The organism is Methylomonas koyamae (genome assembly GCF_006483455.1).
GTDB classification, from domain to species: domain Bacteria; phylum Pseudomonadota; class Gammaproteobacteria; order Methylococcales; family Methylomonadaceae; genus Methylomonas; species Methylomonas koyamae_B.
The window spans coordinates 52786-67674 of sequence record NZ_PPPU01000003.1; the positions used below are offsets into that span (position 1 = coordinate 52786).

Sequence of the window (14889 nt, forward strand, 5' to 3'; positions counted from 1 at the left end):
GTGATGCTCTCTGGGGGTCGCAGCTAATTGCAAAACAATACTAATTGACATGAAAATTCTGCATATATTGGACCATTCCATCCCATTGCACAGCGGATATACCTTCCGCACCCGGGCCATTTTGGAGCAGCAACGTAAATTGGGCTGGGAAACTTATCACGTCACATCGGCCAAGCATCTGGGAAACACCGCAGCGTTCGAAGAGATAGACGGTTTGCAATTTTATCGCTCGGATCAGCCAACAGGCTGGCTGGCTGGGTTGCCGGTCTTAAACCAATGGGCGATAGTCGAAACTCTGTACCGGCGTCTTACCGAAATAATTCCGCAAATAAAACCGGATGTTCTGCATGCGCATTCGCCAGCCTTAAACGGTCTGGCCGCACTCCGAGCCGCACATAAGTTCCGATTACCGTTAGTCTATGAGTGCAGAGCATTTTGGGAAGATGCAGCGGTGGACCACGGTACGACTCTGGAAGGTAGTTTGCGTTATCGGTTGACCAAGTACTTGGAAACCTTTGTGTTCAAACGGGCGGATGCTGTGACCACAATATGCGAAGGCCTGCGTGGCGATATCGTTCAACGCGGGATAGCGGCAGATAAAATCACCGTCATCCCGAATGCGGTCGATATAGAAAAGTTTAATTACGGCGAACAAGCCGACTCTGAGTTGTTAAAGCAATTGGGTTTGACCGGAAAAACCATTTTGGGTTTTATCGGCTCGTTTTACGCCTACGAGGGCCTGTTGTTATTGCTGGACGCCTTGCCTGCAATCGCCCGGCAACAACCGAATGTCCGCTTGCTGTTGGTCGGAGGTGGGCCGCAACAGCCGCAAATTGTCGAAAAAATTGCAAATCTCGGCTTGCAGGAATGGGTCGTCATGCCGGGGCGGGTACCGCACGATCAGGTGCAACAGTATTACAACTTAGTAGACTTGTTGGTTTACCCGAGAATGTCGATGCGATTGACCGATCTGGTGACGCCGCTCAAGCCATTGGAGGCTATGGCGCAAGGTCGGATATTGGTGGCATCGGATGTCGGCGGACACCATGAGTTGATCAAAGATCGCGAAACCGGCTACCTATTTGAGGCGGGCAATGCCGATGCCTTGGCTAATACCATATTGTCTGCGTTGCAGGATCAGGGACACTGGGATGCAATTCGGAGAGCGGGCCGAACTTACGTGGAACGAGAACGTAACTGGCAGCGAAGCGTCAGTCATTACCAAGCCGTTTACGATGGATTGCTAAGCCAACGCAATGTGTGAACGACAGCCTCGGATCGTTGTTTTTAGTTCGTTATATCCCAGTCGAGTGCGGCCGAACGCCGGCGTATTTATTCGGGAACGCATGTCCAAAGTAGCCGGGCATTGTGCGTTGGTAGTGGTTTCGCCGGTGCCTTGGTTCCCTTTGCAAGGGTTGATTCGGAAACTCCATCCCGGATACAGGCCCCAACCCGATCTAGTAGAAGAACAAAACGGCATCACCGTATATTTTCCGCGTTTTCTGGCGTTGCCGGGAATAGGGCGGGCTCTTGACGGTTTTTTCATGGCAATTTGCAGCTTGCCGGTAGTTCTAAAGCTCAAAAACAAGTCGGCGGTCAATTTGATTGACGCCCACTTCGCCTATCCAGACGGCTATGCAGCCTCCTGGCTCGGACTATGGTTGAAATTGCCGATGACTATTACCTTGCGGGGTACCGAGTTACCGTTGTCTAAAATTCCTGGCCGGAGGAGGCGTATGTTAAGCGCCCTAGCTCGCGCGGCCAGAGTGTTTTCTGTATCGGAGTCTTTGAAAACCCACTTGGTCGGATTGGGTGCCGATACCAACAAAATTCGGGTGGTCGGCAACGGCGTGGATACCACAAAATTTTTTCCGATCGATAAAGCCCAAGCCAGAAAAGCATTAAATATTGCCGCCGACGCCCAGGTCTTGATTTCGGTCGGCGGTTTGGTGGATAGAAAAGGTTTTCATCGCGTCCTGGAGATATTGCCTGACTTAAAAAACAATCACTCCCGTTTGTTGTACCTCATTGTTGGCGGAGCAAGTCCGGAAGGCGATATCAAGGCCCGCTTGGTCGCCCAAGTCGAAGCCTTGGGTTTGACGGCCGATGTGCGTTTTCTGGGCGCCATGGCGTCCGATCGTTTGTATCAGGTATTGTCCGCTGCCGATGTATTTGTGTTGGCGACCGCGAACGAGGGCTGGGCCAACGTCTTTCTTGAGGCCATGGCTTGCGGTCTGCCGGTTGTAACGACGGATGTCGGCGGTAACAGGGAAGTGGTCTGCAGCGGTGACCTCGGAATCGTTGTCCGGTTTGGAGACCGGCAAGCGTTGCAGGATGCGGTCGATGCGGCATTGGCTACGAATTGGAATCGGGAGGCGATTATCGAATATGCGCGACAAAATAGCTGGGACGGTCGCGTCGAAATATTATTGTCTGAATTCAATAACTTGGTGAACGTATGAGTTTTTATACCTCGTTGTGCTCTTCGCTGATATTTCCGCTTCACGAGGTCCTGAAAAAACACTCGACGGTCAGGGTTCGGCGCGATATGGAACGCAGCCAATGGTGGTCTCCGCAGCAAATTAGGCAGGCTCAGCTGAAAACGCTGCGTTTATTCTTGAGCGATGTGCAGGCCCATGTCCCGTATTACCGACAATTGTTTGCCGAGTTGGGTCTCGATGTCACTCAGATAGAGTTATCCGAGTTATCCCGGTTGCCGCTGTTGACTAAAGCGGAAATACGGCAGCATTTGCCTGAAATGTCCGCGGATGACGCAGAGGGATTGGCGAGATTTAATACTGGTGGCTCCAGTGGAGAGCCGTTGATTTTCTATATCGGCAGGCGCCGTGTCAGCCACGATGTCGCCGCCAAATGGCGCGCAACGCGCTGGTGGGGTGTGGATATTGGCGATCCCGAGGCTGTGATCTGGGGGTCGCCAATCGAGTTAGGCGCCCAAGATAAGATTCGTCTGTTACGGGACAAGTTGTTGCGGACGCATTTAATTCCCGCATTCGAAATGTCCGCGGAAAAAGTCGATGATTTTATCCGTCAGTTGCAGCAGATCAGGCCCAAAATGCTATTCGGTTACCCCTCGGCGTTGGCGCATATCGCCGGTCGCGCCGAACAAACCGGGGTGAGGTTGGATAATTTGGGCGTCAAAGTGGCCTTTGTTACTTCGGAGCGCCTGTACGATCATCAGCGGGAAAAAATCGAAAGCGTATTCGGCTGCCCGGTGGCAAACGGATACGGCGGCCGCGATGCCGGCTTCATCGCCCACCAATGTCCGCACGGCGGCATGCACATTACGGCGGAAGATATCATCGTCGAGATCGTGGACAAAGACGGAAAGCCACTGCCCAATGGAGAATTGGGGGAAATTGTCGTTACCCATCTGGCAACCCGCGACTTTCCTTTCATTCGTTATCGCACCGGCGACATGGGCATATTGTCCGAGAAGATGTGCGGATGTGGACGCGGTTTGCCGTTGCTGGAAGAACTCCAGGGACGCACGACCGACTTTGTAGTTGCGCTCGACGGAACTGTGTTACACGGTTTGGCCCTGATTTATGTACTTCGTGATCTGGAAGGTGTCGAGGCTTTTAAGATTACCCAAGAAAGTTTGGAAAAAACCACGGTACAAATTGTGAAATCCGCCAGTTATCGGGATGCAGCCGAGCAAAAAATCGTCGCGGAATTTAAAAAGCGTCTCGGCCAAGCGGTTACCGTCAACATTGAATACACCGATTACATTCCCAAAGAGCGTTCCGGCAAATTTCGGTATGTGATCAGTCATGTAAAACCATAATTTTCAACGGCAGCTATGACAAAATTTGCGGGATGGATGGGGCCGGTTTCCGACACGGAATCGGCGGTTGCAACCCTGGCACAAACAGCGGGTGAATTGCCGGTTGTTCAGTGCGCCGGCCGCGGTTATGCGGTAGCGACTGACTCGGCCAATTACAAGCAAGTGGGCGGCGTGTTGTTGGTGGCGCTGCAATCGGCATATCCCACCGATGCGTTGTCGAGTTTATTGGAGGCATATCTACAGCGCGGAATCGAGGCGTTACGGCGTCAGCCCGGCATCGTAAACTTGTTGCTGATTGATGAGCGGCAACAAACGACGTTTTTAATGACCGATCCGATTGGGATTAGCCACATTTATTACGCGAGGACCAACGACGCATTGGTGTTTGGTTCCAGCGCGGATTTTGTGGTGCGTCACCCGCAGGTGAGCAATGCCATTTCGCCCCAGTCGGTTTTCGACTACCTCTACTTCAACTATTGCCCCAGCCCAAACACCATTTATCGACAGGTGATGAAACTGGAAGGCGGGCAATGTCTCAGTTTTCATGGTGGTAAAGTCGCCATTGATCGGTATTGGCAGCCCGACTTTTTCGAAAACGACTGCGATTTACGCCGGTCTGGCCGTGAGTTGCAACAATATCTGGTCGAAGCTGTCCGCGATAGAGTGGCAGACGACGAAAATACCGGCGCATTCCTGAGTGGCGGCCTGGATAGCTCCAGCGTCGCCGGCGCACTAGCGCGAGTATTTCCCGGCAAGGCCAAGACTTTTTCCATGGGATTTCAAGTCGCCGGGTATGACGAAATCGAATACGCCAATATTGCGGTTGCTGCGTTTAAAACACGTTCCCATACTTATTACGTTACGCCGGAAGATACGGTTGCTGCGGTTCCGGCAATTGCTGCCTACTACGACGAGCCGTTCGGTAACTCGTCCGCGCTTGCGGCCTACTACTGCGCCAAACTGGCAAAAGACAACGGCGTTAACCGGCTATTGGCCGGCGACGGCGGCGACGAAATCTTCGCCGGCAATGAACGCTATGCCAAGCAGATGTTGTTCGAAGGCTATCATCGCCTGCCGCAATTCTTAACCAGCGGAATGGAGTATGTGCTGGATGGTTTGCCGGACGCGATCGCCAGGCAAAAGATTCCATTTAAAGCCAAAAGATATATCGAACAAGCCAAGGCCGCTATGCCTGATCGTTTGCAGGATTACAATTTTTTACATCGCCACGCGGCGGCGGATATTTTTCAAGCGGATTTCCTAACCGAGGTCGATATCTCCGCGCCGATGCAATCCTTGCGCGAAAACTATTGGCGGCCGGCAAATGCCAGCACTCTGAATCGAATGTTGTACATGGATTGGAAATCCACTTTGCACGACAACGATCTGGTTAAGGTCAACCGGATGTGCGAAATGGCCGGTGTCGAAGTGTGTTATCCGCTGCTCGATCCACGCATCGTCGATTTATCCTGCCGCATTCCGTCGGCTGATAAGTTGCGCGGTCAAAAACTGCGCTGGTTTTATAAACAAGCGATGGCCGATTTTCTGCCGGAAGCCATCATCAATAAATCGAAACACGGCTTTGGCTTGCCGTTCGGAATTTGGTTGAACGACCACGAGCCGTTGAAACAAATGGCTTACCAAACCGTTCGCGATTTGGGGCGCAGGGATTTTTTTCGGCCGGAATTTCTAGAGCATGCGATCAAGATGCATCAAAGCGTTCACGCCGCGTACTATGGCGAATTGATTTGGGTACTGATGATGTTGGAACTTTGGTTTGTCGGTAAAGGCTATTAATCCAGTTTAAACCGGAATAGCTGACAAAAAATGTCAGTTTCAGCCAAAAACGGCTTGTCCGCGGAAGCTGACAAATTTAGAGATAGGCTGTGGGGTGGTTCAAAAGCTTGAATCGCGGCTGCAGATTGCGTCATCAGTCACTTGGCACGCAACTTGTATTGTTTAATCCGAGTTTTAACCCCGTTAACTTTGAAGGACGTTCTTATGAATAAACAATTACAAAAAGCACAACAAGGTTTTACCTTGATCGAATTAATGATCGTGGTCGCGATCATCGGTATTTTGGCTGCAATCGCGATTCCGGCTTATCAAGACTATACGGTTAAATCCAAAGTATCAGAAGGTCCAAGCCTAGCCTCTCCGGCGTTGACGGCGGGCGGTGTGGCGTGTAGTGAGCAAAGTTTGACAAGCGGATTAACAAACGGTAGCGTGGGATTGCTTCCTAAAGCCAGTATCACTGGCAAGTATGTCAGTGCTGTCGAGTTTTCGGCTAGTAGCGCTACCGCGGCAACTGTCACAATTTCCTATAAAGCTATTGGTAGTTCTGTTAGCTCAAATGCAACGGTAATTTATAAGGGCGATTGTGTCGTTGGCGTGGGTATGAAGTGGTATACGACACAGACTCCGACCTCGACCAGTTTTAGCGGCACTGTTCCGGCTAAGTATCAACCTAAATCGTAATTGATTGTATTCGATTTGATTTGTGAAGGGGGCTCTGCCCCCTTTTTTATTTTTGAATTTGTTGTAAATTATAATCGCTGATTTTAAATGAAAGCTTTGTTCCAGCGTGGTCGGAAAAACACTGTTTTGTCCATTCTAATATCATTAGTTTTAATGATCTCGGTTTTCGTAGTTTATCTGCCAGGTAAGAATGGCCCGTTTCTGGCGGATGATTTTCCGAATATCTTAGACAATAACAGCATACAAATGCATAGCCTTAGTTATAGTGAGTTAAGCGCCGCTTGGAATGCAAATAATAGCAGTGGGCCATTGAAGAGGTCTTTGGCGAGCTTGAGCTTTGCACTTAATTATTATTTATCCGATCAGCAATTTAATCCCATTTCGTTCAGGATAACTAATGTATTAATTCATGCTGTTAATGCTATTTTATTATTCTTTTGTGTTCGAGCTTTAATTCGCGCTCATGATAAAACGGCGCCTGCCCAAGCTTTAGCATTCTGGAGTGCGTTAATTTGGGCATTGCATCCTTTGCAGTTGACATCGGTGCTATACGTAGTGCAACGCATGAACAGCTTGGCTTGTTTTTTTATGTTGTTGGGCTTTCTAGTGTTTTTGAAGGGTAGGATGCATTTGGATAAGCCGGGGAGCTACTTCCTTATGTGGGCTGGTACTCTGGGTGGGGTAATCATAGGGGGAATGTGTAAAGAGAATGCGCTTTTATTGCCGCTTCTTATTTTTGTGAGCGAAGTTACTTTGTTGCCATCCGTAAATTGTAGCAGCATGCGGGGGCGACTATTTGCCTACTATGCTATTACCGTAGTTATTCCGGTCTTAACAGTAATTGGTTATTATTCAATATTTCCGCAGTATCTGTTACAAGGCTATACAATTCGAAATTTCACTTTAACTGAGCGTCTGCTGACTGAGGCTAGAGTTCTATTTTATTACCTCAGATTATTGTTTTATCCTGATAATTCTGAGTTGAGCTTGGCGCATGATGATTTTTTGGTTAGTAGAGGGCTGCTTTCGCCTAAAAATACTTTATTTGCAGTGATTGGTGTTTTTTTTCTAATTGGGGTTGCGATAAAAAATACTGTAAGAAAGGGAAATGCTTTTATTGGTTTTTCCGTGTTGTGGTTTTTTGTTGGTCATTTGATGGAGTCCAGTGTTTTTCCGTTAGAGTTGGTCTATGAGCATCGCAACTATATTCCGAGTATTGGTGTCGTGATAGGTTTTGTCTTAACCGCTTATAAGCTTTTTGAGTCTCGGGTTAGTAAGCAGTTAATAAACGGTTTTTATATTTCTATCGCCATTAGTTTGGCGTTCGCAACCTATACGCGAGCCGCAGTGTGGTCAAACACAAATAGTTTTACCTATTTTGAAGTCAGAAATCATCCGGAATCGATGCGCGCGAATAGCGCATATGCAAAAAACCTAGAATTAAGAATAGGTGCTAATCCAGAAAGTTATAGTTACTTAACAAAATCATCTCAACTCGATTTATTTGAGATCTCGACGTTAATCGATATGTTCATTGAACTGAATAGCTTTATTCACTCTTCTGACCTTCCTAAGCTGAGTGAGAATGTTGGTTTGCCAAGTCGTTACGATGATCCATTGGTGCTGAATAGAGGCTACATCGAGTCTTTAATGCGACTAGTTAACGACGAGATAATAAGGCGGTTGTCCGATAAGACATTTTCTCTGCGGACCATGACGTCAATCCGGTCGGCATCCAATTGTCTAATTGATCAACATCAAATGTGCCAGGGAATGGGGTCCAACCTATTGCAATGGATTGATGGGGCAATTAACCAGCGAGGATTTTCTCATGTGCCGATGATGTATCTGATTCAAGCCAAGGTAAACTTTTTTATGGGTAACCAAGAAAAAGCCTGGGATGGCTTGAATCAGGCCATTTCATTGTATCCAACCTGGATGTATCTACGTGCGGAAAAAGCCCATTTGTATATTGTGCTCAATGATCTTGATAAGGCGGAGCAAACTCTACAGGAGGCTGAGGCACTGGGTGTCGCGAATGGTCACGACCTCAAGGAGTTTCAAAAACTCAGAGAAATTATATCGAGTTTGAGTTCCAGTTCTAAGGGGGGCTGATTGTCCGATAAGCGGTGTACAATACCATGAGTATTGTTCTCGATTGAGTCATCGTGTGCGATGAGGTTCCTGTCGAGTAAAGGTCATTATAGAAATCTGGGATTATGCGGATACTCAACATCAACTTCAAAAACATCAATTCCCTGGAAGGCGAGGGTCGTATCGATTTCGACCAAGGTCCTATCGCCGACAGCGGCGTGTTTGCGATCACCGGGCCGAACGGCTCGGGCAAAACCAGTATTCTCGACGTGATCACGCTTGGCTTGTACGGCGAGACTTTTCGCTTGGATAAGCCGGCGGAGCACGTGATGACCAAGCAGACCAACGACAGTGTGGCGCAAGTCGAATTTGCTCTCGGCGATGTTAAATTTCGTTCCAGCTGGCGCGTGGAACGTACAGGCGATAGCGTGTTGCAGCCTCACATGGCCTTAGCCCGGTTAGACGGCGAACAGCAAGAGCTCTTGGCCGACACGCCGAACTCGGTCAGAACTCGGATTGCCGAATTAACCGGTATGGATTTTCATAAGTTCAGCAAGTCCATGGTGTTGCCGCAAGGCGATTTCGCCGCGTTTTTGAACGCGCTCGATAGCGAGCGTATGGATATTTTGGAAAAAATCAGCGGCTCCGATATTTACCGGGATTACCGGGAGCAAGCCGAATCCAATTACCAAGCCGCGCGTGCCGGTTTGGCTCAACTGCAGCAGGATATCGAATTGATCCCGCTATTGGCCCCCGAGGCTTTGGAAGCCGCCGAGCAGGATTTGCAGGATTTCAAGCAGCAGGCAGATGAATTGAAGGCGCAACAAGCGCTGCTTGAACAACAGATGCGTGACGCGAAAAACGTTCGGGTTCTGCAAAATCGGCAGATACAACTGGAAAGCCAACTACGTCAGATCGAAGATCAAATACAGCAATTGCAAACTGCGCTGCAGGAAATTGGTGGGTTGCAGGATGCCGCCCAGTATCGCGAAGAACTTATTGCATTGGATGCAAAACAAGTTCAGCTTGAGCAAAGTCAAGCCAGTCTCGCAGCATATCGGCAGGAACTTGAGATGTTGCGGAGGCAGCTGGGGGCTGAGGCGGAAAGCAGCACGCCTGAGGAGTTAGCCGGTAAATCCTTGGAGATGCAAAAACAAGCGATCGACACGTTGAAATTGAAAATCAGCGAACTGAAATTGCTGTTGCCCAGCGAGTCCGAGCTTGTCCAGGCGATAGATCTGCAACTGGCCGAAAAGAGAGCTGCGTTGGCCGAAGTCGATACCTGGCTGCAAGAGCAAAGCCGCGATGCAGCATTGCTGAGCGATTTTCCGGACATTCCCCGGTTACGAAACCTACGGGTGGAACTGGCGGAATTGTCCGGTAAACAGAAAAGCCAATCGAACTGGACCAAGACGACCACAGCGGCTTTGCAAAAGAACAAGTCGGCGCTAAACGCCACTAAAGCCGATATCTCTGAATTAGAAGCCAAGATTAGCGACGCCCGTGACGTGATGGCGGAGTTGGCGCAAGGTAAAAGTTTCGATGAGCTGAAAGACCTAGCGGTGGAGCAGCAGGGCAGAGTCAACGATTTTCGAGAATTGCTATCTATTGCCGAAGTCAACGCCAAATTTAACAAGAAGGGGTTTTTTCATTGGTTTTCGGCTGGTAGCAAACCTGCCGATTTACCTGATGCCGCTGGGCTGCAGGCACGGCTGGAAGAATTACGGGATGAACTAAGCCGGGAGGACAATATCGGCAAGGCTTTAGAGCAGGCGGTAGCCAACGAAGCCTTATTGAAACGATTTGCCGCGGAACGTAGCAAGCTGGTAGAGGGACAGCCTTGTTATTTGTGCGGTTCGTTGCACCATCCTTACCTGATGAAGCCACCGCTACAGAGTAATGCCAAAAAGGCCTTGGTCGACCAGCGCGGAAAGATGCAAGCGCTAAAAACCACGATCGACACGTTGGCGGCGCAACTCGCAGCAGCGGAAAAGCGGGGCGTGCAAATATCCGCCCGCGACCAGCGGTTGCAGCAAATGCGTTCGGATTGGCAACTGCTGGTTAATCGATTGAATGTGGTTAGCCAGGATTTGACGATCGATAATGTTTCCTTGCAGAAGCGCTTGCTTGCCAACGAGACGGAAGAGCTGGAGAAAATCAAAAATTTGGTTAACGAACACGCCCAATTGCAGCGGAATGTGGCGAAATGGTTGGCGGAAATCGATAACAAAAAGTCTGCCCTGGAAAAACTTGCCGCATCTGTCAGTCAGTTGGATGAAGCCTGGAATAATCGGCCGTCCGAGTTTGTGGAGGTGGAGCAGCGTTTTGCCGGTCTTAAAGCCGAAGAGAAAGCGTTAACTGAGCAGTTGGAACAGCAACTCGAAAAATTGGGCGAGAAATTGCCCGGTAAAGGTAAGGAAAACCTATTATTCGACAAGTTAAATGCCCGTCGCCAGGATTACCAGATTAGAGAAATGCGGCAAAAAGGCTTGATAGAGGAGGTGGCCGCGCTACAGGAAAAGTTGCGGGGAACTCACGCGAACATCATCGACTATCAAAACACACTCTCGGATTATGCAAGCCGATTACTAAACGAGGAATCCGTGGGCTTGCATTTGGCCTTAATCGAAAAGCAAAAGCTGATCGTCGACTGCGAAAACGCATTGTCGGCTCAGCAAATCGAATTCGAAGCCATGTCCCGTTTGGTTGCTGGTAAGTTGGCGGGTAGTGACTTCGCCGATATCGACGATTTGCGGGCGGCATTGATGCTTATCGATAGCCGCCAGCAAATCGAAGCGGCGCTGGCGGACCAAGCCGGCCTAAGAGTGTCAATTGTGGAAGCCTTGACTAAAACGGGCGAAGAGTTGCAACGGGAAGCTGCGGTATTGACGATGATGGCGAATACTGACGAAGAAAGCATATTGTATTCGTTGAAGCAGTTGACTCGGCAACTCGAAATCGCCGAGCAGGAAGTCCATAGTTTGGAAAACAAGCTAGACAAACAACAGGGCTACCGGGAGAAACTTCAAGGGTTGCAGGGGCGGCTAAGCGAGCAATTGGCGTTGTACAGTCAAGCGGAAGCGGATCTGAAACTGATCTCCGATGAACAGGGGGGGCTGCGCAAGCGGATTCAACAGCTGTTGGTCGATAAGTTGATGTCCAAGGCCAATCAAATTTTAGAGAAACTCAGTGGTCGTTATTACGTGCGCAGCGCCGTAAACGATCACGGTTTGGCCCTGGAGATCGAGGATACCAAACAGAGGAATCTGCGCCGATTGCCGAAAACCTTATCCGGGGGTGAAAGTTTTGTGGTGAGTTTGGCTTTGGCTTTGGCGTTAGCGGAAATTGCTAATAATGGTCGGGCGATCGACTCGTTATTTTTAGACGAGGGTTTCGGCAATCTGGATGCCGAGGCTCTGTATCTGGCGATGAGTGCGTTGGAAGGGTTAACGACTCAAGGTAAGACGGTCGGCGTGATTTCCCATGTCGATGCCGTTAAAAAACGCATTAAGACTCAAATAGAGTTGGTGAAAAAAGCCAACGGCTTGAGCGAATTGAAGATGGTTGCCTAGCAGAAGCGGCGGCCTTGGGCTTATTCCAAAGGCCGCTATGCCGAATCGAACTACCGGCTGGGACGAAAGGCTTTGCCGTAGGTGGTTTCGGCGTCGAAATTGTCCCAGACGTAAAGCGGATAGACTATCGGTTGGGTTGGTACTGGCGCCGAGACCAGATCCAGCACGCCGACTCCGATACGACCGCCCATATTCAGCAGACCTTTTAATGTGCCGCCGACAAAGCCGTAAATCACGTTGCTTTGATTATTGATAATGATGATGTTTTTGGGGATTTCCAAGGACGAAGTCGCGATGTTGGCGAGACCGGTACTCAGTTTGCGGCCGACGGTCTGGCCGTAACTTTCCGATTCGTCGGCTTGTACCGTTAAGCTAAAGCACGCGGTGGCTGATAACAGCAATACTGCTGCGTTGCGGGTAACTTGATTCATAGCGTGTCCTGTAAAAATCCCATTTTGCATCGCGGCCGGAGTTTCGGCTTATAGGCCTGCCGCGTCTCGGCCGCAATTATAGCAGAGCTTGATTGGATTACTTTTTCAAGGCTTTTGCAAACGCCGAACTCATTGAATTCTGTAGTGCGGGTTGCGGCTTAGGCTTGTGGTTGTTTGGGGTGGCCTTTTCGCTACGCACGAAGTCGCTGCTGTCGACGTCTTTTTTCATGCTCAACGAGATACGCTGGCGGGCGACGTCCACCTCCAGTACCCGTACCTTTACCGTATCGCCGGCTTTGACGACACTGCGCGGATCCTTGACGAACTCGTCAGCCAAATGGGAAATGTGTACCAGCCCGTCCTGATGGACGCCAATATCGACAAACGCGCCGAAAGCCGCGACATTGGTGACCACGCCCTCCAGGCTCATGCCGGGTAAGAGGTCGGTAATTTTTTCCACGCCCTCTTTGAATTGGGCGCTTTTGAATTCCGGGCGCGGGTCGCGGCCGGGTTTTTCCAGCTCCTGTAAAATGTCGCTGACTGTCGGTAGGCCGAATTCGGCGCTAGTGTAGTTTGCCGGATTCAGGCTGCGCAGAAAGTGGCTCTGGCCGATCAGGTCGCGGATCGATTTACCCGTGTCGTCTAAAATTGCATTGACTACAGGGTAGGCTTCCGGATGCACCGCCGACGCGTCTAATGGATTGTCGCCGGTCATGATTCGTAAAAAACCGGCCGCCTGCTCGAAAGCTTTGTCACCCAGGCGCGGCACCTTTTTTAATTGGCCACGATTCGCGAACGGACCGTTAGCGTCGCGAAACGCAACGATGTTCTCGCTAATGCCGCTGTTTAGTCCGGAGACTTGTTTTAACAGTGCGGCGGACGCAGTATTTACGTCAACGCCGACGGCGTTTACGCAGTCTTCAACCACGGTATCAAGCATGCGGGCCAGTTGCGATTGGTTGACGTCGTGCTGATATTGACCGACGCCGATGGATTTGGGGTCGATTTTAACCAGTTCTGCCAACGGATCTTGTAACCGGCGCGCAATTGATACTGCGCCGCGTAGCGAGACGTCGAGGTCAGGAAACTCCTTGGCTGCCAGTTCCGATGCGGAATATACCGACGCGCCGGCTTCGGAGACGACAATTTTCTGGAAATGCAATTCCGGGTGGCGTTTCATTAAGTCGGCGACCAGTTGATCGGTTTCTCGCGAAGCGGTCCCGTTGCCGATGCTAACCAGTTGTACCTTATATTGCGTTATGTGCCTGGCTAGCGTTGCTATTGATTGATCCCACTGGTTTTTGGGTTGATGGGGGTAAACGGTGTCCGTGGTCAGCAATTTACCGGTCGGGTCGACGACGGCAACTTTTACTCCGGTGCGAATACCCGGGTCTAACCCCATGGTGGTTTTGGGGCCGGCCGGCGCCGCCAGCAACAAATCGCGTAGGTTGGCGGCAAAGACTTTTATGGCCTCAAACTCAGCCGCTTCCCGCAGGCGCATTTTCAAATCCATGTCGATGCGGGTAAATAGTTTGACTTTCCATGCGAAGCGGGCGGTTTCGGCCAACCAGGCATCGGCAGGTTTTTGGGTGTCATTGACTTGTAGGTGGCGGCAAACGAACTGGGTGCAAAGCTGGTGCTCGTCTTGATCTTGTTCGGCTGGTTTCAGCGTCAGCGTCAATAGATCTTCGTTTCTGCCGCGGAACAAAGCCAAGGCTCTGTGGGATGGGATTTTGTTGATCGCTTCACTGTAGTCGAAATAATCTTTAAACTTGGCTGCCTCAGTTTCTTTTCCCGATACCACGCTTGCCTGCAAGATGCCTTTATTCCAGATGCGTTCGCGTAGTTCGGTTAGCAATTCCGCATCTTCGGAGATGCGTTCCATGATGATTTGCCGTGCACCCTCCAAGGCCGCTGCAACGTCCGCGACGCCTTTTTCCGGATCAAGGTAGGCGGCGGCGGCTTGCTCCGGAATCAAATCGCGGTTTTGCAGCAGGGCGTCAGCCAATGGTTCCAGGCCTGCCTCGCGGGCAATTTGTGCTTTAGTGCGGCGTTTGGGTTTGTAAGGCAGGTACAAGTCTTCCAGCAGCGTTTTGGTGTCGGCATCGCGGATCGACTGTTCCAGTTCCGGCGTCAGTTTGCCTTGGGATCGGATGCTGTCGAGAATCGACTCGCGGCGATCGTTGAGTTCACGCAGATATCCCAAGCGATCTTCCAAGTTCCGCAATTGAGTATCGTCCAAGCCGCCGGTCAATTCTTTACGGTATCGGGCGATGAAGGGTACGGTGGCTCCCTCGTCCAATAAGGCAGCGGCGGCGGCAACTTGTTGGGGTCTTACGGAAAGTTCTGTCGCGATTTGTTGGATGACATCCATCAGTGTTTTGCTCGGAGTAAGTAAAACCGCCGATTTTATCGTACCGGTAGCGGATGAAAAAGCAGGGAAGGATGGAAAAACAGCAGACACAAAAAAACGCCAGCTGCAGAGCAACTGGCGTTTTGAAGACTAAAG

General features: G+C 50.3%; 10 protein-coding genes. 8 read left to right on the plus strand and 2 right to left on the minus strand.

The features are described from left to right. Window positions 1-49: 49 nt before the first annotated feature. The 7 genes from C2U68_RS00820 to C2U68_RS00850 all read left to right on the plus strand — a co-directional run bounded on the left by C2U68_RS00820 (window position 50) and on the right by C2U68_RS00850 (window position 11949). Entirely contained in the window at window positions 50-1264 is a 1215-nt protein-coding gene (locus tag C2U68_RS00820; protein ID WP_140910609.1) for a TIGR04063 family PEP-CTERM/XrtA system glycosyltransferase, read from the plus strand. An 82-nt stretch (window positions 1265-1346) separates the two neighbouring features. Beyond that, a complete protein-coding gene (locus C2U68_RS00825) occupies window positions 1347-2462 on the plus strand; it encodes a glycosyltransferase (RefSeq protein WP_260839153.1) in 1116 nt (371 codons plus the stop codon). Beyond that, window positions 2459-3805, plus strand: coding sequence for a phenylacetate--CoA ligase family protein (locus C2U68_RS00830; protein ID WP_140910611.1), 1347 nt, complete (start codon window positions 2459-2461; stop codon window positions 3803-3805). The genes C2U68_RS00825 and C2U68_RS00830 overlap by 4 nt, the downstream gene beginning before the upstream one ends. Before the next feature lie 15 nt (window positions 3806-3820). Then, window positions 3821-5602, plus strand: a complete 1782-nt coding sequence (locus C2U68_RS00835; RefSeq protein ID WP_260839154.1) for an asparagine synthetase B family protein — start codon at window positions 3821-3823, stop codon at window positions 5600-5602. A gap of 204 nt (window positions 5603-5806) precedes the next feature. Next, the gene (locus tag C2U68_RS00840) at window positions 5807-6283 is read left to right on the plus strand and encodes a prepilin-type N-terminal cleavage/methylation domain-containing protein (RefSeq protein WP_140910612.1); all 477 of its coding nucleotides are present in this window, start codon (window positions 5807-5809) and stop codon (window positions 6281-6283) included. An 87-nt stretch (window positions 6284-6370) separates the two neighbouring features. Then, window positions 6371-8398: a tetratricopeptide repeat protein gene (locus C2U68_RS00845; RefSeq protein ID WP_140910613.1), complete on the plus strand. Its 2028-nt coding sequence runs from the start codon at window positions 6371-6373 to the stop codon at window positions 8396-8398. A gap of 104 nt (window positions 8399-8502) precedes the next feature. Then, window positions 8503-11949 (plus strand): AAA family ATPase, encoded by a 3447-nt coding sequence (locus C2U68_RS00850; RefSeq protein ID WP_140910614.1) that lies wholly within the window; start codon window positions 8503-8505, stop codon window positions 11947-11949. A 50-nt stretch (window positions 11950-11999) separates the two neighbouring features. On the opposite strand, the gene C2U68_RS00855 is transcribed toward C2U68_RS00850, so the two are convergent. Together C2U68_RS00855 and C2U68_RS00860 are read right to left on the minus strand one after the other, a co-directional pair. After that, a complete protein-coding gene (locus C2U68_RS00855; protein WP_140910615.1) occupies window positions 12000-12380 on the minus strand; it encodes an exosortase system-associated protein, TIGR04073 family in 381 nt (126 codons plus the stop codon). 97 nt (window positions 12381-12477) lie between these two features. After that, the gene (locus C2U68_RS00860; RefSeq protein ID WP_140910616.1) at window positions 12478-14754 is read right to left on the minus strand and encodes a Tex family protein; all 2277 of its coding nucleotides are present in this window, start codon (window positions 14752-14754) and stop codon (window positions 12478-12480) included. Here C2U68_RS00860 and C2U68_RS21030 point away from each other — a divergent pair. Continuing rightward, window positions 14744-14887 carry a hypothetical protein gene (locus tag C2U68_RS21030; RefSeq protein ID WP_186289458.1) on the plus strand — a complete coding sequence of 48 codons (144 nt, stop codon included), beginning with the start codon at window positions 14744-14746 and terminating at the stop codon, window positions 14885-14887. The genes C2U68_RS00860 and C2U68_RS21030 overlap by 11 nt on opposite strands. The last annotated feature ends 2 nt before the right edge of the window (window positions 14888-14889 follow it).

Coding starts and splice junctions, on each gene's coding strand:
- C2U68_RS00850 (WP_140910614.1), top strand. CDS start 8,503: ATGCGGATACTCAACATCAACTTCAAAAACATCAATTCCCTGGAAGGC.
- C2U68_RS00860 (WP_140910616.1), bottom strand. CDS start 14,754: ATGGATGTCATCCAACAAATCGCGACAGAACTTTCCGTAAGACCCCAA.
- C2U68_RS21030 (WP_186289458.1), top strand. CDS start 14,744: ATGACATCCATCAGTGTTTTGCTCGGAGTAAGTAAAACCGCCGATTTT.
- C2U68_RS00830 (WP_140910611.1), top strand. CDS start 2,459: ATGAGTTTTTATACCTCGTTGTGCTCTTCGCTGATATTTCCGCTTCAC.
- C2U68_RS00855 (WP_140910615.1), bottom strand. CDS start 12,380: ATGAATCAAGTTACCCGCAACGCAGCAGTATTGCTGTTATCAGCCACC.
- C2U68_RS00845 (WP_140910613.1), top strand. CDS start 6,371: ATGAAAGCTTTGTTCCAGCGTGGTCGGAAAAACACTGTTTTGTCCATT.
- C2U68_RS00825 (WP_260839153.1), top strand. CDS start 1,347: ATGTCCAAAGTAGCCGGGCATTGTGCGTTGGTAGTGGTTTCGCCGGTG.
- C2U68_RS00835 (WP_260839154.1), top strand. CDS start 3,821: ATGACAAAATTTGCGGGATGGATGGGGCCGGTTTCCGACACGGAATCG.
- C2U68_RS00820 (WP_140910609.1), top strand. CDS start 50: ATGAAAATTCTGCATATATTGGACCATTCCATCCCATTGCACAGCGGA.
- C2U68_RS00840 (WP_140910612.1), top strand. CDS start 5,807: ATGAATAAACAATTACAAAAAGCACAACAAGGTTTTACCTTGATCGAA.